18 protein-coding genes and 2 pseudogenes are annotated in these 16,685 nt (G+C 59.2%); 5 read left to right on the top strand and 15 right to left on the bottom strand.

All coding sequences use genetic code 11. From position 1 onward, the window contains the following. Positions 1-155: 155 nt before the first annotated feature. On the bottom strand, positions 156-929 hold the full coding sequence (amoC, locus tag MET49242_RS01215) for a bacterial ammonia monooxygenase, subunit AmoC (RefSeq protein ID WP_192815561.1): 774 nt from the start codon (positions 927-929) through the stop codon (positions 156-158). Positions 930-1,091: 162 nt separating this feature from the next. Here amoC and MET49242_RS23755 point away from each other — a divergent pair, with 162 nt between their 5' ends. The 3 genes and pseudogenes from MET49242_RS23755 to MET49242_RS23750 all read left to right on the top strand — a co-directional run. Continuing rightward, positions 1,092-2,087, top strand: coding sequence for a GlxA family transcriptional regulator (locus tag MET49242_RS23755; RefSeq protein WP_084678813.1), 996 nt, complete (start codon positions 1,092-1,094; stop codon positions 2,085-2,087). Positions 2,088-2,139: 52 nt separating this feature from the next. Beyond that, the gene (locus MET49242_RS01205) at positions 2,140-2,802 is read left to right on the top strand and encodes a haloacid dehalogenase type II (protein WP_036279701.1); all 663 of its coding nucleotides are present in this window, start codon (positions 2,140-2,142) and stop codon (positions 2,800-2,802) included. 105 nt (positions 2,803-2,907) lie between these two features. Further along, a pseudogene (locus MET49242_RS23750) lies at positions 2,908-3,274 on the top strand (VOC family protein); the annotation flags it as partial. A gap of 268 nt (positions 3,275-3,542) precedes the next feature. Here the strand turns inward: MET49242_RS23750 and MET49242_RS23745 are convergent. The 5 genes from MET49242_RS23745 to MET49242_RS01185 form a co-directional block, all read right to left on the bottom strand. Then, positions 3,543-4,517: a GlxA family transcriptional regulator gene (locus tag MET49242_RS23745; protein WP_084678811.1), complete on the bottom strand. Its 975-nt coding sequence runs from the start codon at positions 4,515-4,517 to the stop codon at positions 3,543-3,545. An 80-nt stretch (positions 4,518-4,597) separates the two neighbouring features. Continuing rightward, on the bottom strand, positions 4,598-4,906 hold the full coding sequence (locus tag MET49242_RS01195; protein WP_036279792.1) for a putative quinol monooxygenase: 309 nt from the start codon (positions 4,904-4,906) through the stop codon (positions 4,598-4,600). Positions 4,907-5,257: 351 nt separating this feature from the next. After that, the gene (locus MET49242_RS26465) at positions 5,258-5,524 is read right to left on the bottom strand and encodes a methyltransferase domain-containing protein (protein WP_371212507.1); all 267 of its coding nucleotides are present in this window, start codon (positions 5,522-5,524) and stop codon (positions 5,258-5,260) included. A 240-nt stretch (positions 5,525-5,764) separates the two neighbouring features. Continuing rightward, positions 5,765-6,493, bottom strand: a complete 729-nt coding sequence (locus MET49242_RS01190) for an SMC-Scp complex subunit ScpB (RefSeq protein ID WP_051133903.1) — start codon at positions 6,491-6,493, stop codon at positions 5,765-5,767. Beyond that, the gene (locus MET49242_RS01185) at positions 6,490-7,383 is read right to left on the bottom strand and encodes a DUF1403 family protein (protein ID WP_036279695.1); all 894 of its coding nucleotides are present in this window, start codon (positions 7,381-7,383) and stop codon (positions 6,490-6,492) included. The genes MET49242_RS01190 and MET49242_RS01185 overlap by 4 nt, the downstream gene beginning before the upstream one ends. 361 nt (positions 7,384-7,744) lie before the next feature. Here MET49242_RS01185 and MET49242_RS01180 point away from each other — a divergent pair, with 361 nt between their 5' ends. After that, positions 7,745-8,788: a tyrosine-type recombinase/integrase gene (locus MET49242_RS01180; protein WP_036279692.1), complete on the top strand. Its 1,044-nt coding sequence runs from the start codon at positions 7,745-7,747 to the stop codon at positions 8,786-8,788. 9 nt (positions 8,789-8,797) lie between these two features. Here MET49242_RS01180 and MET49242_RS25975 read toward each other — a convergent pair whose 3' ends face one another. The 6 genes from MET49242_RS25975 to MET49242_RS01150 all read right to left on the bottom strand — a co-directional run bounded on the left by MET49242_RS25975 (position 8,798) and on the right by MET49242_RS01150 (position 13,609). Then, positions 8,798-8,965, bottom strand: a complete 168-nt coding sequence (locus MET49242_RS25975) for a type II toxin-antitoxin system MqsA family antitoxin (RefSeq protein ID WP_244430623.1) — start codon at positions 8,963-8,965, stop codon at positions 8,798-8,800. Positions 8,966-9,118: 153 nt separating this feature from the next. Further along, positions 9,119-9,295, bottom strand: a complete 177-nt coding sequence (locus MET49242_RS25970) for a hypothetical protein (protein WP_244430621.1) — start codon at positions 9,293-9,295, stop codon at positions 9,119-9,121. A gap of 114 nt (positions 9,296-9,409) precedes the next feature. Next, the gene (gene repC, locus MET49242_RS01165; RefSeq protein ID WP_084678809.1) at positions 9,410-10,744 is read right to left on the bottom strand and encodes a plasmid replication protein RepC; all 1,335 of its coding nucleotides are present in this window, start codon (positions 10,742-10,744) and stop codon (positions 9,410-9,412) included. 151 nt (positions 10,745-10,895) lie between these two features. Then, entirely contained in the window at positions 10,896-11,888 is a 993-nt protein-coding gene (gene repB / locus MET49242_RS01160) for a plasmid partitioning protein RepB (RefSeq protein WP_036279689.1), read from the bottom strand. A 72-nt stretch (positions 11,889-11,960) separates the two neighbouring features. After that, a complete protein-coding gene (gene repA / locus MET49242_RS01155; RefSeq protein WP_036279687.1) occupies positions 11,961-13,145 on the bottom strand; it encodes a plasmid partitioning protein RepA in 1,185 nt (394 codons plus the stop codon). A gap of 161 nt (positions 13,146-13,306) precedes the next feature. Beyond that, positions 13,307-13,609: a hypothetical protein gene (locus MET49242_RS01150; RefSeq protein ID WP_036279684.1), complete on the bottom strand. Its 303-nt coding sequence runs from the start codon at positions 13,607-13,609 to the stop codon at positions 13,307-13,309. 374 nt (positions 13,610-13,983) lie between these two features. Between MET49242_RS01150 and MET49242_RS01145 the strand changes: the two genes are divergently transcribed. Next, on the top strand, positions 13,984-14,175 hold the full coding sequence (locus MET49242_RS01145) for a hypothetical protein (RefSeq protein ID WP_036279681.1): 192 nt from the start codon (positions 13,984-13,986) through the stop codon (positions 14,173-14,175). 545 nt (positions 14,176-14,720) lie between these two features. On the opposite strand, the gene MET49242_RS01140 is transcribed toward MET49242_RS01145, so the two are convergent. The 3 genes and pseudogenes from MET49242_RS01140 to MET49242_RS01130 form a co-directional block, all read right to left on the bottom strand. Beyond that, on the bottom strand, positions 14,721-15,086 hold the full coding sequence (locus tag MET49242_RS01140) for an SH3 domain-containing protein (RefSeq protein WP_158497227.1): 366 nt from the start codon (positions 15,084-15,086) through the stop codon (positions 14,721-14,723). A gap of 460 nt (positions 15,087-15,546) precedes the next feature. Beyond that, positions 15,547-15,777, bottom strand: a complete 231-nt coding sequence (locus MET49242_RS01135) for a WGR domain-containing protein (RefSeq protein WP_036279675.1) — start codon at positions 15,775-15,777, stop codon at positions 15,547-15,549. A 241-nt stretch (positions 15,778-16,018) separates the two neighbouring features. Next, positions 16,019-16,683, bottom strand: a pseudogene (locus MET49242_RS01130) (SOS response-associated peptidase). Positions 16,684-16,685 lie beyond the last annotated feature (2 nt).

Below are 16,685 nucleotides of genomic sequence, written 5' to 3'. Positions count from 1 at the left end.
TCTTTAGTCGCTGAAAATCGGATCGTGGACTAACGGTCATTAAGTCCCCTCTCGGCTTGAGAACTGCCGAGAGGGGCGAATCCCTGGAAGCAAGAGACACATTCCCCGCGTTGGACTTTCGTTAGGAGGTCCGATGTCAACCCGGGGAACGGGCATTACTCGCCAGTAAGAAGGGCGACGCCTTCCTTGCCAAGGAGGCGATGGACGTTCATCAGAAGCTGCAACACGACGCCGAAAACGCCGAGCGCCATCCATCCGAAGAACACGAAGCCCCAGTGAAGCGGAGCAACGAACAGCTCTTCCATGAACCAGAAGGTGTGGCCCCACTCATTCAGGCCAACGTTCGGGATGATCATGAAGGGGCCAATCGACACGATCAGATATGCGAGCGAGTATCCCTTCGAGAAGTACGGAATCCGTGTCTTCGCATGGAAGAAGCAGCCCACCGCCAGGATCGAGTAGATCGGGTAGCTCATGTAGAATTCGATGATATGCGACGGGGTGAAGTCGGTGTCGCGAATCACCGTCATATGCCAAGTGCCGTCTTGCTCGGTGAAGAAGGAGGCACCCCAATAAATGGCTGCCGCGTAGACAACGAGCCATTTCACGTTGTCGACGATGGCGCGCATCTCCTGACGCGGCGTCACGGTCGACATGTCACGAACACGAGTTTTCCACAGATAGCCAGCGAGGGCTAACCCGGACATGAGCTCCAGAGGAATTTCCGTCCAAAGAATGCTCATCCAGTAGGTTTGGAATTCGGGCGCAAAAGAGTCAAGACCAGCACGCCAGCCGTAGATCTGTTCGTAAATTCGAACGATCAGATAAAAGCTGTTGAGCAGCGCAAGTCCAATCCAGAGTCCCCTGAGGTCAACGATCGGCTTGGCTTCGTCAGCCACGCCCACCGCAGTCTGCGTTGATATGCTCATTGTTGATCTCCGTTTTCCCGGGGGGAAACGTTTCCTCCGGTGACGCAAATGTCCTCGACTTTGCAATTGATTGCAGCTAGTCTGGTTTGACAATAATGATACCGAGTCTGCCAGCGCACCTGCCAGATTCGATACAAAGTTTGCCAATCATTGGGGCGTGCGATGGATGTCGTAGTTCTTGGCTACCGCAACTGCATCGGATCGGCGTTTCTTGGCGCTTCTGACTTGCTCACGATGAGCCTCCGGATGCTCGCAAAGTCGACCAAGCCGCTCCCATTCGAGGTTGTCACCGCCAGCTTCAGCGGTGAGCCATTCCAAGACGGAAACAAAAGGCGCCTAGAGGTCGCCAAAGGCCTCGAGTCGATCAAATCCTCCGGTGCGATCATAGTTCCGGGATACATCTGTGATGGAACAAATCGACTCGATCTCTCACCTGAGATCGGTGCAATCGCAGCATGGTTGAGGCATCAACACGCACTTGGAGCCACCGTGTGCGCCTCTTGCAACGGAGTTTTGGTTCTTGGACAAGCTGGCCTTCTAGACGGAAGGCGGTGCACAACCACGTGGTGGCGTCACGACGATTTAAAAGGCCATTTTCCTCGCGCACAGGTTGTCGGGGGCGCGTCTCTTATCGAAGATAATCGTATCGTCACCGCCGGCGGTCCGTTGTCGTGGATCGATCTTTCGCTACGGGTCATTCGCTCCCTTTGCGGCGATGATGCCGCGAAAATGGCGGCAGATTTCACGGTTGTCGATACCACGCCGTCCACTCAGACGGTTTATATTCCTCCCGGTCATTTAGCCGCGTCCAACCAGTTCTTGCTGGAAGCAGAGCGCGCCATTCGCCAGGCTGGCGACGCGCCGCTAACGGCTCGGCAACTCGCCGTCGCACTTAATTCCTCAGAAAGAACTCTCCATAGGCGTCTAAAAGAAATTTCTGGAGAGACGCCCAAAAGTTTTATCGATCGGGTGCGCTTTGAGAAGGCGCGGACGTTGCTTGAGACGACAGGACACTCAATCAAGGAACTGGCGCAGACATCAGGATATTCGGATCAAGCCAGCTTTCGTCGCGCTTTTCTGCGGTATTCAGGAATGACCCCCGGCGCCTATCGGACATGGATAAAGGCCCGAAGTGGGGGCGCGCCGAAAGCACACTAAAGAGTCGAATCTTATAGCTACTAGAAGAAGCACATCAGTCGGAGCAAACGTAGTGTCTGTTCGAATAGACGCCTTTGATGCCTTCGGAACTATATTTGACGTGCAATCCGCGACCCTCAGTTATCCAGACGTCCTCGGGCACAAAGCGGATCAGCTTGCTTTTCTCTGGCGCGCGAAGCAGCTCGAATATACCTGGGTCTTAAACAGCCTCGGGCGTTACGAGCCGTTCGACGTGCTGACCGCCAGAGCATTGGATTTTGCTCTTGAAACTCTCGGCTTTGGCGCGAACCATTCCATTCGAACGGAACTTCTCGAAGCGTATGTACGGTTGGCAATATTTCCTGACGTACTCCCAGCACTCGAGCGCTTGAAATCAGCTGATCGCAAGGTGGTGATATTTAGCAATGCTCCCCGACAGATGCTAGAGGACTCGTTGGCGGGCTCGGAGATCGGTCATATGATCGACGAAGTCGTTTCGGTTGAGCAAGCGATGGTCTTTAAGCCAGACCCAAGAGCTTATGCTCTCCTGGATCGATGGCGAAAGGATCCGAGTGAGCTTGTATTTTATTCATCAAACCGATGGGATATTGCGGGGGCGACGTCGTTTGGGCTGCGGGCCATTTGGATTAATCGAAGACGCAGCGCGGATGAGTATCTCGATTTAACTCCAGCTGGTGTCTCCGAGACGATGATTCGCGCTGTCTCAATGACGTAACAAGGCTATGCCCCGCCTGTCGCGCTTAAAGACGTGGGCTGAAAACAGCGCATACCCTGAAAACAGCGCATACTGTCTAAGACCTCGGAGGGGCGACTGATTTCTTTTAGCGAACTCGGCCTCGAACTCGATGGGCGAGCCACGATTGAAGGAGAATGGGTCGGAGGTGTCAACGGGCTGGGCGATCAGCGTTTCGAGATTCCCATGATGCGCACACCTGACGGCCACAGCCGGCTCGAGCTCTCCCGCTTCCTCGCGCCGCCTCTCGTCGCAGATCACCGGAATGCCCCGGTCAACGCCCTAGGCTACCTTCGCGTCATGTTCGCCGTGGACGACATCGACGAGACGCTTGAAAGGCTCCGCGAGCGAGGAGCTCGTTGGGGAAGTAGTCCAGTATAAAGACGCGTATCGGCTCTGCGACATCCGCGGGCCTGAAGGGCTTCTCATTGGACTCGCCCACGAACTCAGCTGAGCTCAATGGAAGACGGACCGCGTGCAGCTTTACTTGCTTCACGCCGCCGCGAAAGCCCACCCTGTCACAACTCGAAACCTTCCACCCTCGCTCTGCGAGCCGTCCCCCAGGCTCACGTCGCCGTCGAGCGGCTGGCCGTGTTTCTTCGAGAACACCGAATGATCCCAGACGGAATCGGATCTCGGGCCGAACCAACCAGCGAAACAGCAGGTCGAAATCCAACACATCCGAAAGTCCCACACCATCGCTCCTCCGGGGAGGGCGTAGACTAATTTGCACGGCCGCGATTTCGGCGGTAGGCAGCAGGCGTCATACCGGAGTATCGATAAAACGCTCGACGAAAGCTCGCCACGTCCGAGTACCCCGAATTCGCAGCTAGTTGCTTCACAGGAAAGTTAGTTGTTTCGAGTAACATGCGCGCGGTTTCGAAACGTACACGGTCTATAAATTGCTTGGGCGTCTCGCCGGTGGCTTCTTTCAATCGCCGATTCAGTGTCCGATCCGAGGTACCCAGCGTGCGGGCAAGATCTTGCGCTGTCACAGATTCTTCACCCGCCACCCTGACCGCATGTTCTGCCTCAAGCAAAAAAGCATTAGCTGCCGATAAATGACTAAGCGGAACATACACCGTGCGCGTTGAGGGCGCGGTGTCTACGACGGCAAAATCAGCAGCTAACTTCGCTGCATCGTCACCACAAAGCGAACGAATAATATGCAAACACAAGTCAATCCACGACAGCGGACCACCAGAGGTTACGATACCTTGATCCTCGATGAGCGGAGCACTCCATATCGCATCGGCTCTTGGATATCTTGCTTTCAACTCGTCGTGACGCCACCATGTGGTCGTGCAGCGACGTCCATCGAGCAAGCCCGCTTCGCCAAGAATGAATACACCGCTGCACGATGCACACACCAACGCGCCCATGGCGCGTTGGCGACGAATCCACGCTGCCAAATTGGCAATCTCTCGAGTCGAAAGGTACTCAGCATTATCATCGCAAAGGTAGCCGGGTACCAATATCGCCGTTAAACCAGTAAGCGCTGCTATGTCGGTTTCGACATTAAAGAGTCGCCCGCTGCTATCCTCAAACGGTTTGCCATTAAAACTTGCGGTCAAAATCTTGAAAGGCTGATACCTGCCCTCCCTGCTTATAATTTGTGAGCCGAGCTTCAACATGTCCACGGACCCAACGAATCCTGCTCCTAAACAGCCATTGAAACCCAGGACGACGATTTCCATAGCGGGCCCGTGGGAAGTCGAAGGACTTTCGCTGCTTGACACAAGCGCTACATCTGCATCCGACGCAGTCTTGATATGCCTCACCGTAGATTCGGGAGCTTTTCGGCCAATACTTCGAGCTTTTCAATCGACGGAGCCTTTGCTAAAAGATCCGACGCACGCGCCATTAGAGCTTTGGCCACTTCTCCCGACAGATGAGCTTCCCGCCCGATCTCGTCCGGGAAGGTGTCAAAAATTCCAAATTTCGACGGACCTATTTGAATCGCGAACCAGCTGGCCGTGGCCGGTTCGGCCTCGACGAGAGGTAGCGCATTTTTCAAAAACGCTGCCAACTGCTGTTCCTTTCCAGCCTTGGCTTCAAGAGCAACAAACAGTCCAAGCTTAGCCATTGATTCCGTCTCCTGTGTCGGGTTCGGTTGAACTCCATCTGCGGAGTATTCTGCTCTCGTTACGAAGCACGCTCTATAAGCGACTATAAATTCGCGAACGGAAAAGGCTGTAAGAATACCCGCTGTCGCCAGGGAACCACCTAGCAGGAAGCTATTTCCGCCGACGCCAGCGCTTTCATCCGCCACAGCGGCGCTTGCAACGTAAAATGCTGTCACCCAGATCGCTACGATCCAGATTGCGACCGCAACCGCGTAAACGACATTTTCGTTGAGCGATCCGCGCTTCACACCCTGGTTCATGATGGATTATTCTCGCTCGTCATGCTCGTGGAGGACATTCATTACACAGACTTAACAAAGGTCCGGCCGGCCACAGGTGGGCAAGTTTGCCAAAAATGGCTCCAAGCGCGCCATCCAAGCCTTTAATGCGTAAAAAGAATTGAAGAGACAGACAAAGTCGAATGGATCGGTTCGCCAATCAGCCAATCTACCAACATTCAGGGCGACGAACTCGACGTCCGTGGCGCGGGCATGATCGATCGACTTCTGGTCCACATCGAGGCCAACGACCTGTCCCCAACCATGGTGAAACCAAGTCGCCGTGCCACCCGGCCGCATCCAACGTCAAGCACGCGCCGGATACCTGACCTTTCTACGCCAGCAGCGACGAATTGTATCGCTTCTAACTCTCCTGGATGGGCGAAATCCCCTCGCCGAGCGTTCGCCAGGATCGCGGCCTTTCGGCCGGTCTCGATAGTCGATGTCGCTCATCGCGAGCTTGGCGACCGCGAGCCTGTTTGCATCGGCGTCTCCCCAGACCTGGAAAAATTGACACGGCGGAGGTCGCCTTTCATCGGATCATCGAGGCCTCTCGTACGCCTCCCATTCCGTCTCAGTGAGCGTATCATCGTCCGGCGCGCCTTGCGTGTCGAAGAGTCCGAGGGCGTCATCAAGAGCGCCTTCGATCTCGTCATCGATTTCTGTCTCCCCGGCGCCGGCGGCGTCCAGCGCATCGAGATCGGGCAGATCCCGCAGGCTTCCGAGCGTGAAGATTTCGAGAAAGCGGGCGGTCGTCACCCAGGCGATCGGCGCGCCGGGCATGGGCGCGCGGGGCCCAGGGGCGATGACGTCGAGGCTCTTCAGGCGGCCAAGGATGTCGCGGCTGATGTCGTGACCGACGAGGCGCGAGAGCCCGGCGCGGGTGACCGGCTGCTGATAGGCGATGGCCGAGAGCGCCAGCATTTCGAGCCGGGTGAAGGACGGCGGCCCCGCGTCCTTCGTTCCGGCGAGCGCGCGCAACGTTTCGGCGTGGCGGGGGCGCGTGCGAAACTGATATCCCCCCGCGACGAAGACGATCTCATAGGGGCGCGCTTTCAGTTCATCGTTGATGTCGGCGATCAGGGCGTCGAGCCGGCAGGCGTCGCCGACGAGCCCGGCGAGCGTCTCGCGCGCAACCGGCTTCGGCGCGGCGAAGATCGCCGCCTCGGCGCGCAGCATCCATTCGCGCCAGCGCATCCCCTCCGGCAAGTCGGCAAGATCGCGGTCGAGAAGATCGCGGTCGAGACGGGCGGCGCCGGCGCGGCTCATAGGCCATAGATCCTGAAAGCGTCGCGTCCGGAGAGTTCGCGCACGGCGCCCAGCGCGACGAGCCGGTCGAAGAGACGGCGCGCGGCGCGATCCGACAGACCGGCGCGGGTCGCGGCGGCCGACGTCACGCCGTCGTCGGCCAGCAGCATGTCGATCACGCGACGCGCGCCCTTTGCACGCAACATCGGCGCGACGACGAGAAGCTTTTGCGCGCGCCGCGCCAGATCGAGGGCGAGCGCATGGGCCTCGCCGACCGCGAGCCCATAGGCGACGGCGACGGCCGCGGGCCAGTCCTCGTCCGAGGGTCGCGGCCGCTTTCCCCCTGCCCCGCGCCGCAGCGACGGCTGCAGCATGGCGACGGCGAGCAGGGGAACCGGCCGCGCCCAGCCGAGACGGTTCGCCAAAGCGAGATCGGCGACCACGACGGCGAAGATGTCGGCGTCGGCGGCGTTCGGGCCAAGTTTCATCGCCGCGGCGCTGGCCCGCGCCGCCGCAGTGAGCGGATCGGGCGCCGTGGTCGCCGCCTCCGCAAGTACGCCGACGTCGATCTCCTCCTTCGCCCCGAGAAACCCGGCCGCGCGCAAGATCGCCGCATCGAGACGCGGGGGCTGCGACGCATAAAGCCGGAACAGCCGATGCAGCCGCCCGGCCGGACTCGTCTCGCCGCCCCCGGCGAGATGTTCGGCGTCGCGCAGGGCGGCCGCGTCTTCGCGCAGCCGGCAAAGCGTCGCGCCGTTTTCGGCGGCGCGCAGCGCAAGGCGCTGGCGCAGGCAACCGGCGAAGACCGGCTCGGCGCCGTCCGGCCCGCCGCGCACAATGTGGTCGAACAGGGCGAGGCCGGCGCCGGCGGAAAAGCTCGCCGCCTCCTGATCCCCGTTCCGAGGACTCATCCAGCTCGGAAGAGGTTGAATTTCAAAGGCCTGCGTTGCCGGTAGCGCCTCGGCGCGACGCGCGCGCGGGGACGGCCTTGCGGGGGAAGCTGGGGCGGACGCCGACAGCGAATCAAGCGCTTGCATGGCAAGAATCCTAGCCGACGACGGCGCTTTGTCACTTATTTTTGCCGCCGATCCGCCGGGCTTGTCTTCCTGTTTTAATGTCCGATAATGTGCGCTTATCGGACGCAAAACAAAGCGCCCAGGTTTCTAGGCCTCGGTCGCGATTTTGGGCTTCCAAAGCCCGCCGAGGCGTCGGATTTTCGACCCCCAGGCGCGCGCGAGGCCCGCGGCCGCGGCGGCCCAAGCGAGGACAAGAATGGCTGAAGCGGACAAGGACAAGACCGGCGGCAGGGCGCTCGCCGAGCCCGCCCCCCATCTCGCGGCGCTCTCGGAAAAGGCCCGCGACTACGCCCGCAACGCCCGCTCGGAGAATACCCAAAGGGCCTATGACGCCGACTGGCGTCAGTTCGCCTCCTGGCTGCGCCGGCAGGGGCTCGATCCCCTGCCCCCGGACCCGCAGACCGTCGGCCTCTATCTCGCCGCCTGCGTCGAGGGCGGGCCCGGCCGGCCGCCCTTGTCCGTTTCCTCGCTGGAGCGCCGGCTCTCCGGGATCTGCTGGCGCTATCGCCAGCTCGGCCGCCTGCTGGACACGGGCGATCCCCATATCGCCACGGTGCTGGCCGGCATCTGCCGCGCCCATGGTCGCCCGCCGGTCCAGAAGGAGGCGATCTTCGCCGACGAGCTTCTCGCGATGCTGGCGGTCCTGGACAACGACCTGCGCGGCCTGCGCGACAAGGCTATCCTCGCCATCGGGTTCGCCGGCGGCCTGCGCCGTTCGGAGATCATCGGCCTGGATTGTGGGCCGGAGCAGACGGACGACGGAACGGGCTGGATCGAGATCGTCGGCGCCGACCAGAACGGAGGCGGGCTGCTGCTCACCCTCAACGGCAAGACCGGCTGGCGCGAGGTCGAGATCGGCCGCGGCTCTTCTCCCCTCACCTGCCCCGTCGCCATGCTCGAAACCTGGCTCAAACTGGGAAGGATCACGCGGGGTCCTGTGTTCCGGCCCCTCGCCCGCAAGAACGGCGGCGTCTCCGCCGAGCGGCTCTCGGACAAGCATGTCGCGCGGCTCGTGCAAAAATGCGCGCTCGCGGCTGGCCTGCGCGGCGATCTCCCCGAAGGCGAACGACGCCGCGCCTTTTCCGGCCACTCCTTGCGCGCCGGCCTCGCCTCCTCGGCGCAGATCGAGGAAGGCCATGTGCAACGGCACCTCGGCCACGCCTCCCCCGAAATGACCCGCCGCTATCAGAGGAAACGCGACCGGTTCAGGGTCAACCTCACCAAGGCCGCCGGACTGTGACGGCGAGGGCTATTTCAACTCCGCCGCCAGCTCTGGATGCCGGTCGAGGAGCGCCATCAGCTGGATCGTCGGGCCGCTCGGCTCGACTAAGCCTCGCTCATATTTGTCGAAGGCGTTTTCCCCGACGTTGAACAGAGCGCCCGCCTCCCGCTGAGATAGCTTAAGCTTGGTGCGCAGACGCCGGATCGTTTTGGCGATGGCACGCCGTCCGCCTTCTCCTTGAGACCGCGTAGCGCCTGGTCGACGATGGCCATGTCCTTGCCGAGGTGGACGCCCTCGCCGTCGCCCGTGGGATAATAGCCCGGTAGATCGACGACGACGCTTTCGCCCTTATAGGCGACCGTAAACGGCCGCACGCCGCGCGTCAGCGTCTCTCCGGATAGGCTTGACCAACATGCACCGGACGACGCTGTGGATCGTCTCGACGATCGCGCCCCGATCGAACCCCAACGCAGAGGCGTCGCGCAGCGCCGACGTCGTGATGGCCAACCGATCAACCGACCCCATCGCCAGCTTGATGGCGTCGAGATCATAGGTCGGCCGCCGCTTTTCCATAAGCTGAGATGCCACCATTAAGGGGGTAGTTCAAGCCCCGGGCTTGTGGGCGCAACGCTCCCGCCATCACCCTGCCCTCTTCCGCTCTCGCGCCCCTTTTGCGGCCTTGCCGCGCAACAGCGCCATCAGCACAGGCCCCAGCGAAAACTCCCCTACCCGCGCCTTGGCGGTCAGAACGCGCAGATAGCCGCCAGCGGATCTGATTTCATCGCCGCGCTGCAGAATCGCGGCGATGACGATGGCGGCGTCATGCTCGCCCATGGCGTCCAAGGCCTGAGCCCAAGCGTCAGGCGAGACGCCGAGCGCCGAACGCACGGTCGCGGCCGCCGTCGCAAGATCGCGCCAGGATGAAATCTCGCCCCCCTTGGCGTAATCGACGATATCCGGACAAGCTTGCAGCACCATCCCCAGCGGATAGGTTCTGGGGGTTGGCGTGGGACGGGGCGGAGCTTCAGTTTCCCGCTTCTCAGGTTCCGAAGTCCGTGCCCCATCCGCCTCCGCATCGTCTCCGATTGGCCCGGGCGGTTCGGTCCTGCCTTCTCGAAGGCTAGGTTCAAGATCAGAAATGTTTGTGGTTTGATTCTGTATGTGGCGCTCAGCCTGAGACTCACTGGCGGTCATATTTTGGCGTTTTACGTGGTTTTCCAAGACACTATTGGTTTCGGCCGCAAGAGCGGCGAGTTCCTCCGCCAAAGCCGCCAAATCGGCCCGTGTCATTTTGCGCGCCTGACGGCTGGCCAGCGATTGATAGTGGCCGTGGCGGGCTTCCCAGTCGCCGGGCACGCCCTCTTCCATCCCGGTTTCGATCATCTTGACGATGTCGCGCCGCGCCAGCGTAATTTTCTCGCGCAACAAGGCCATGGCGCGGTTCTCGGCGCGCACTTCTTCGGCGAGATTTTCGATTTCGTTGGCGCGCGCGATCAGGGGCGTCAAATCGAAGCCGAAGGCGTCTTCGATCTCGCCCCCCTGCCCTCTTCGCGCGAAGCGTTTTCCGTTGGGTGAGTCCCGTCGAATGATCAGCCCGGCGTCGATCAGCATGGCAATATGCCGGCGTAGCGTCGCCGGCGCCATGCCGTGGGCGCGAATCGACAACTCCTTGTTCGACGGAAAGACGATGATCCCCGGGTTTTCTTCGCTTTCGGGGGCCTTGACGTCCTTCTCAGGCAGCGTCAGCGCCGTCTCTTGATGGAAGCTCAACAGCGCGTGCAACACCGACAGCGCGCGGTCGGTGACGCCAAGCGGAGATTTTGCCTCTGTCAGCGCCCGAAACAGCCGCCATTTGTGGACGACGGTTTCTGACGCGTGGGGGCGGGACGCGAATTCTTTAGTCGCCGCCTGGCTCGCCACCATGGCGAGCGACAGCGATCGCCGCCCGAAGGGCGTCGTTGTTTGTCTTTGCATGATCCTTTGCCTCGTTCAGGCAAAAGAAATCTGCTCGCCGAAACGGCGCCGACTCTTGACAGCGATTCGCGGAAGTGAGAATCTCGGATTGCTTAGATACGAGAAGGGCTTCCGGGGCGGTGACGTTTCGGGGGCCTTTTTCTTTTGCGGTTCAATCTCCACGCTCGGTAACAGATTTCCCCTGTTTGAACGCTCGGTACAGATCGGCCAAATGTTCAGACAGGTATTCTCCAAACGCTTTTGCGTCAGAATTTCTTGCCTTAAGCGATACGGTATAGCGTTTGCCTTCGGCTAACATTTCAGCAGACAGCGCTCCATCTTCCGAAGCCCAGTTCTGCTTTTGACTCGTACGGGGACGGCTCGTCGGCTTCGCACTTTTGAGACACGTCATGATTGCGTTGAACCTCTCGTCGCTGGAGAGGTCCGATATCCCGCCTTCCTCGATCGCCTTCTGCGCAACATCATGGTTGCCTGGCTTTTCGAGTAAAAGTTTGAGCTCATACCACCGATCGCGGCCCACCCCTTTTGCGGGACCGATTGCTCCGAGAATTTCCTCTGGCAAACTCGCCACGGAAAGCATCTTGGAAAGCGTCGCCCGGTCAATCGAGAGAGCCGCGAGGACTGTCGAGTTATCGTCGTCGTAGCGAAGCCGGGAAAGTTTTGACGCAAATAGGGCCTTTTCGATGAAAGAGAGATTTGCTCGCGCGGAGTTTTCTTGGCCCTGCGCAACAACGTGTTCGCGATCCTTCAGTTCTTTAACGACCGCGCGCACTTTCCGACCGAGGAGCTTCGCCACACGCGCGCGTCTGTGGCCGAACACGATCATGTAGCGCCCCGTCTTGGCGGGGTGCGGGCGCACTAAGATTGGAGAATCCTGTCCCCGATCGCGGATCGCCTCCACTAGTTCCCTGAATTCCTGATCGTCACCGTCAAGCCGATCTTTTACGAAGGAAACTTCGACGAGCTCTGGATCGAGTTCGACGATCGTCTCTCCTTCCATGAGTTTGTCCGCTCTGGCGGCCAGTTCATCAATCGAACTCAGTATCGAACGTGACGCGCCTTTCAACGTGTAATCGAGCGCGGGGGACTTCTCCTCGGGACTGTCGTGTGCCATGAGGCTGGCGAATGGGTTTTTACGAGCCACCGTTCATCCTCCTCATTTGATCTAATTGTCTGAAAAGAAGACGTGTTTTTGCAGTTTTTACGGCCGTCAACATCATAGCCGGCCCCATGCTTGATGGATGAGGCCCTGAATTTCGAAATTAACGGCGTCCATGCACTCGATCGCGCGGTCATAGGTATCGCGATTAAAGTTTGCCCTTTCGACCTCATACAATGTCTGCTTTGTGAGGCCGGCGTCGGATATTGCAGTTGACTTAAGCATCGGACTTTTCAAAATTTCCTCCGCCAACATAGACTGCATGAATCCAAGCATCTGGGCCTGCGGAATATCCGTTGGCTCGTAGCGCGTGATCAAATACCGAAGCCAGTCCATTTGGACATGGGCACCCACTTGCTTAATAGTCTTCGTGATGTTGCCGAGCATAAGCAGGAACTGGCTCATCGACATCAGGTCCAGCATTTGCGGATGGACGGTGATCAGCACTGAGGTCGCTGCCGCGAGCGCTGTCAGGGTCAGGTATCCGAGTTGCGGTGGGCAATCTACGATAACGACGTCGTAGAGTTCGTCGACATCGGCGAGCACGTTACCAAGCCGGGCGAAGAACCTCTTCCCCTCTGCTGAACCTTGCATCGCAAGCGGCGTGGCGTATTCGTATTCCTGCAGCTCGAGGTTAGCGGGAATGATGTCCAGATACGGAAAATTGGTGGCCGCAATGACCTCCCGTATAGGCTTCCTTTCATCGTCGTAACGAATGGCGTCGAACAGTGAAGGGTTGCGGTCTATTTCCGGCTGGAACCCGTGCAGAGCGGAAAGAGACGCTTGCGGATCGAGGTCGATGGCAAGGGTCCGATGCCCCGTTAATGCGAGGTGTTGGGCAAGGTGTGCGGCGGTCGTTGTTTTGCCGGACCCGCCTTTGAAATTCACGATCGCAATAACCTGCAGCTTCTCGCCGGACTTGCGATGTGGGACATATTTCTTGGCGTCCGATCGACCATTCTTGTCCAGATATTGCCGTAGCTCGATCATCTGCTCAGCTGAATAGATCCGGCGACCGCCAGCAGCAATCCTGGGCTCCGGGCCTTTTTTTTCGAGGTGAAGCCGTTTTAGATTGTTGGGGCTTACGCCGAGATAATGTGCGACCTCGGCCATCGAAAAATAGCGGAGAGTCTTCTTCGCATTTGGAGGAAACTTTTCCAGGCGAAGCTGATCGAGCTTCCTAGATATCTCCGCGCCTTGAGCGAGTATCTTGTCATCGAATTCGAATGCCGGAAGCAACATGTGCTTTTTGCCCGATTAGAAAATAGCGCCAAGATCTCTCTGACGGCGGATTTAGCGCCATTATGTCCGATTCGTTTGTGCTGGCAAGAATTATAGAGTTAACAAAAGATTAACGGGAAGCGACGCGTTGCTTGGAAGGTTACGAAAACGGACGCTTACCGTTAATTCATTGGTTCAAATCGCGTTTCGGCCGCTTTGACGGCCGTCAACATTCTATCGGCCAAGCGGAATTCTCCATTGCCGTGCACGGCAGCGACCTGGTGGTCTTTTCGAGGTTGTCGCCGCCGCCCCTTTGTATGGTCCCATGATTTTGAGCGGCACATCACCAAACCGCGCCTCGACGAGGCGATTGCGAAGTGTTCGTCGAGCCGGAACTTAATGATGAGGCTGATGACGTCGCCCTCGACGCTTAAGATTGATGCTTCAACATTGATCGGACCAAAGTCGCGCACCAGCACGGCCACGCATAACCCATCTCACGCAAGATGCGGTTTGGGAGTGTCGTTTTCGCGTCCAAGAAAGCCGGTCACCACAGTAACTGGCAGAGCCCGCTTCTCGAAACTCGCGTCGATCTCGATAACAGCCATGCTTGCTCTTGCGTTCAAGTTCATCGCGTGGCGGCCCCGTTCGCGCCCACGCGGGATCGGCGGATTTCCTCAAGCTTTGGAGGAATTTGGTTAACTCTCCAACCATGGCGTGCACGATCCAGCTTCCGAGCGACGATCGCCGATTCGCGGGTCTTTTTTTGCGATTAACGGGCTAATCGCCAACCCGAACGCTTGCCTGGCTGGGCCAGAGCCCAACTTCCTCCCTTATCGCGCGGCGCAAGGAGGACGAAATGGCGTATGCAATAAAGCATGGGACAGACCCCAATGTAAAAACAGAGCGCCTAGAAACAGCGACGGCGTGCCTGGAACGGGCCAAGGCCTTACAGGCTGAGCATGAGCCGAACATCAAGGTCCTTACTCGAGACGGCGCAGAAATCTCAATGCTTGAGCTCGAGCGGCTTTCAGGGAAAGAGCTGATTTGAAGCCAGCGGCAGCGGCGTCGATCGCCTTAGCCGTGAAGGGCAGGGCGCTACGCGCCCTGCAACCCAAGCTCGCTGGAACGTGTCGTTCCTTTCCGTGCGAAAGCTTCAAACGGGCCCGCCTTGGGCCGGCCATTTCATTTTGCTGCAATACGCTCAAGAGATAGGTTGGTGAGGTCATCTGAATGTCATGGCGTACAGCCGATTACATAATCGGTGGACGAATTTGCGCGAGCCAACTCAAACAGCCTCGGCGCTGTGCGCGCAAACAGCTGACGGGCGCGCGCGTCGCGATCAGACTTGCATTGTTATGTCAGCGAGCAAAAGACGCAAATTCTATTGCCATCAGGATCGCGGAAGTAGGCGCAATATGCCGTTCCGTTGCCCCGTGGGCCGGGCGCGCCCTCATCTAACCCGCCAAGAGAAATTGCAAGCGCGTGGGTTGGTTTGCATTTGGCTGGGAGCGAGAGGCCCGGCATCGACGCACCGCCGAGTTGGCGGCATTTGAGCGGGTCGGCTTTAGCCGCGTAAATTCCATAGATGCGAATTCAGAAATTCAGATCGGCTTTCTCCACCCAGCCGGTGAGGTGTTGCCCGGTGGCGCGCACTTGCACCCATTTGCCGTCCTGGCCGATGACGTCGAGGTAAGAACCATAGACGGCTTTATCGAGGACCTTCCCATTTCGCCGAGGCGCGTCTCTAACAGGCACGTCGATTTTAGAAACCAGCGCAGAGCCTAATCTCGTCGGCGCCAAATGCGATTCTACGTCGAATTCACTCCTTGCGATAGTCTTTTTGTTGATTGCGAGCAATGACTTGCGCGGCGTGGCCGATGTGTAAATGAGAGCGCAGATAGCGCCAAACACAAGGGCCGCGGCGCCAATGCTCTTACCGGCGACAAGGGCATACTTCAATCCATCTCCCGGAGGCATGGGCGGCATCCGCGCCTGCGTAGCGTTGGGCACAGTGGCTGCGCGTGAGCGTTGGGTATTCGCAGACCCCTTCCTGGTACTTTTAACGGTTGTCGTCGCGGCCCCCATGGATGACTCCCTCGCACTCTTTTGGAGACGTAAATTTGACGGCGAGGACTTTATGGATCGTTAGAAGTCAATGGCTGCCCCCACAAAAAGCCCGGCGAGAGGCCAGGAGCCGGACTTCAAGGGAGGAAGCGCTTCCGCGTCGTGATGGCGACGCCGCTACTGCCGGTAAGACGACGCCTCAACATTAACAATTCGTTTACAATTCGCTCGCCTACACCTGCTCATGGAGGTCGCCACCGCCGAAAAATTGCGGAAAACTGAATCATGGGCACGGCCAAGTTCAAAACCAAGAGCTCTGGCCATGCCTCGCAAATCCGGTCGAGCGAAGGCTCTGTCATATGGCGACATAGCCGCGTTGCTCCTTGACGCACCGCTGCCGCGCAAGAGCCTCCCAAGCTTCGGCCGCGCTCTCATAGGCCGTCAGGCGCAGACGTCCGCACCGGCCGATCCGCCCCCATTCGACGGCAAGACACCAACGCCCGAATAAGTCGGGCGCTACGTCAAGGCGATAGTAACGGCGCATGTTCTTAGCCGCGTCTATGCGATGCAGAAGGATGGCGTCCATGCGAGACCGAGTCTCAATCGTGGCGCGGAGCCGGCAAGCCGGATGGGGCGAGTGAGTAACCCCAGGGCCTTAGGTTTCGCAAATCTTAAAAATCCATCCCTTCCATGCCACCGCCTGGCATGGCCGGTTCGGTTCCTTCTCGGGATCCTCGGTGATCGCCTCGGTTGTGACGATCAGACCCGCAATTGAAGAGGCATCGTTAAGGGCAGTGCGAACGACCTTGGTAGAGCAAGCATGGCCGTCATGCTGCGACGCCGGCCTCGTCTTGCTTTCCGCCCCTCGCTACGATCATGAGCGCGTCATCAGCGAGCGGCCGCTGCAGCCGGAGCGCCTCCTCAGCGGGCGCGGTCATCCAGTACTCAATTTCCTCCCGCGTCGTCAGGATGACAGGCATCGCCTTTGGATGAATCGGGCCGACGACCTTATTGGTTTCGGTGGTCAGAAACGCGAAGAGGTCGTTGGTCGTCTCGCCCTCCTTCACTTTGCGCACGGAGGTCCACCGAGTCCAATTCCGGCGAAGAACGCGAGTGGCCGCGTCTCGTCGAGGGCGAACCAGACCGTCGTATGCGTGCCGTCGGGGAGCGCCTCGTTTTCTGAGAAGCTGGTGAAGGGCACGATGCAGCGGTTCTCGATCCCGAGCCAACGCCGCCAATGCGGAGATTTGACGTTGCGGACATTCGTGACTCCAGGATCGCACTTCCTGCCCTTCAGCGCGAAGACCGGCGAAGGCATCCCCCATCGCGCCAGGGTCAATTCGCGCCCGTCGGGGCCGTTTCGAATGAGCGGCGCTGCGTAATCGGGGAAGATAGCGGGGAAGGGCGGCAGATTGCCGGTCCGATCATGCATCGCGCGGGCCATCTCGCGGATCGCTTGTTGCCCCTTGGTCATCGAATACAGGTTGCACATGG

The sequence above is a fragment of the Methylocystis sp. ATCC 49242 genome (assembly GCF_000188155.2).
Classification (GTDB): Bacteria; Pseudomonadota; Alphaproteobacteria; order Rhizobiales; family Beijerinckiaceae; genus Methylocystis.
This window is presented reverse-complemented; position numbering and strand designations above follow the sequence as displayed.

Bases quoted from the DNA above. Each gene is read 5' to 3' on its own strand.
- MET49242_RS26465 (WP_371212507.1), bottom strand. From the start codon at position 5,524: ATGCGGCCGGGTGGCACGGCGACTTGGTTTCACCATGGTTGGGGACAG.
- repA (WP_036279687.1), bottom strand. From the start codon at position 13,145: ATGTTGCTTCCGGCATTCGAATTCGATGACAAGATACTCGCTCAAGGC.
- amoC (WP_192815561.1), bottom strand. From the start codon at position 929: ATGAGCATATCAACGCAGACTGCGGTGGGCGTGGCTGACGAAGCCAAG.
- repC (WP_084678809.1), bottom strand. From the start codon at position 10,744: ATGCAAAGACAAACAACGACGCCCTTCGGGCGGCGATCGCTGTCGCTC.
- MET49242_RS25970 (WP_244430621.1), bottom strand. From the start codon at position 9,295: ATGGGGTCGGTTGATCGGTTGGCCATCACGACGTCGGCGCTGCGCGAC.
- MET49242_RS01190 (WP_051133903.1), bottom strand. From the start codon at position 6,493: ATGAGCCGCGCCGGCGCCGCCCGTCTCGACCGCGATCTTCTCGACCGC.
- MET49242_RS01180 (WP_036279692.1), top strand. From the start codon at position 7,745: ATGGCTGAAGCGGACAAGGACAAGACCGGCGGCAGGGCGCTCGCCGAG.
- MET49242_RS01135 (WP_036279675.1), bottom strand. From the start codon at position 15,777: ATGGACGCCATCCTTCTGCATCGCATAGACGCGGCTAAGAACATGCGC.
- MET49242_RS23745 (WP_084678811.1), bottom strand. From the start codon at position 4,517: ATGGAAATCGTCGTCCTGGGTTTCAATGGCTGTTTAGGAGCAGGATTC.
- MET49242_RS01145 (WP_036279681.1), top strand. From the start codon at position 13,984: ATGGCGTATGCAATAAAGCATGGGACAGACCCCAATGTAAAAACAGAG.
- MET49242_RS01195 (WP_036279792.1), bottom strand. From the start codon at position 4,906: ATGGCTAAGCTTGGACTGTTTGTTGCTCTTGAAGCCAAGGCTGGAAAG.
- MET49242_RS01185 (WP_036279695.1), bottom strand. From the start codon at position 7,383: ATGAGTCCTCGGAACGGGGATCAGGAGGCGGCGAGCTTTTCCGCCGGC.
- MET49242_RS23755 (WP_084678813.1), top strand. From the start codon at position 1,092: ATGGATGTCGTAGTTCTTGGCTACCGCAACTGCATCGGATCGGCGTTT.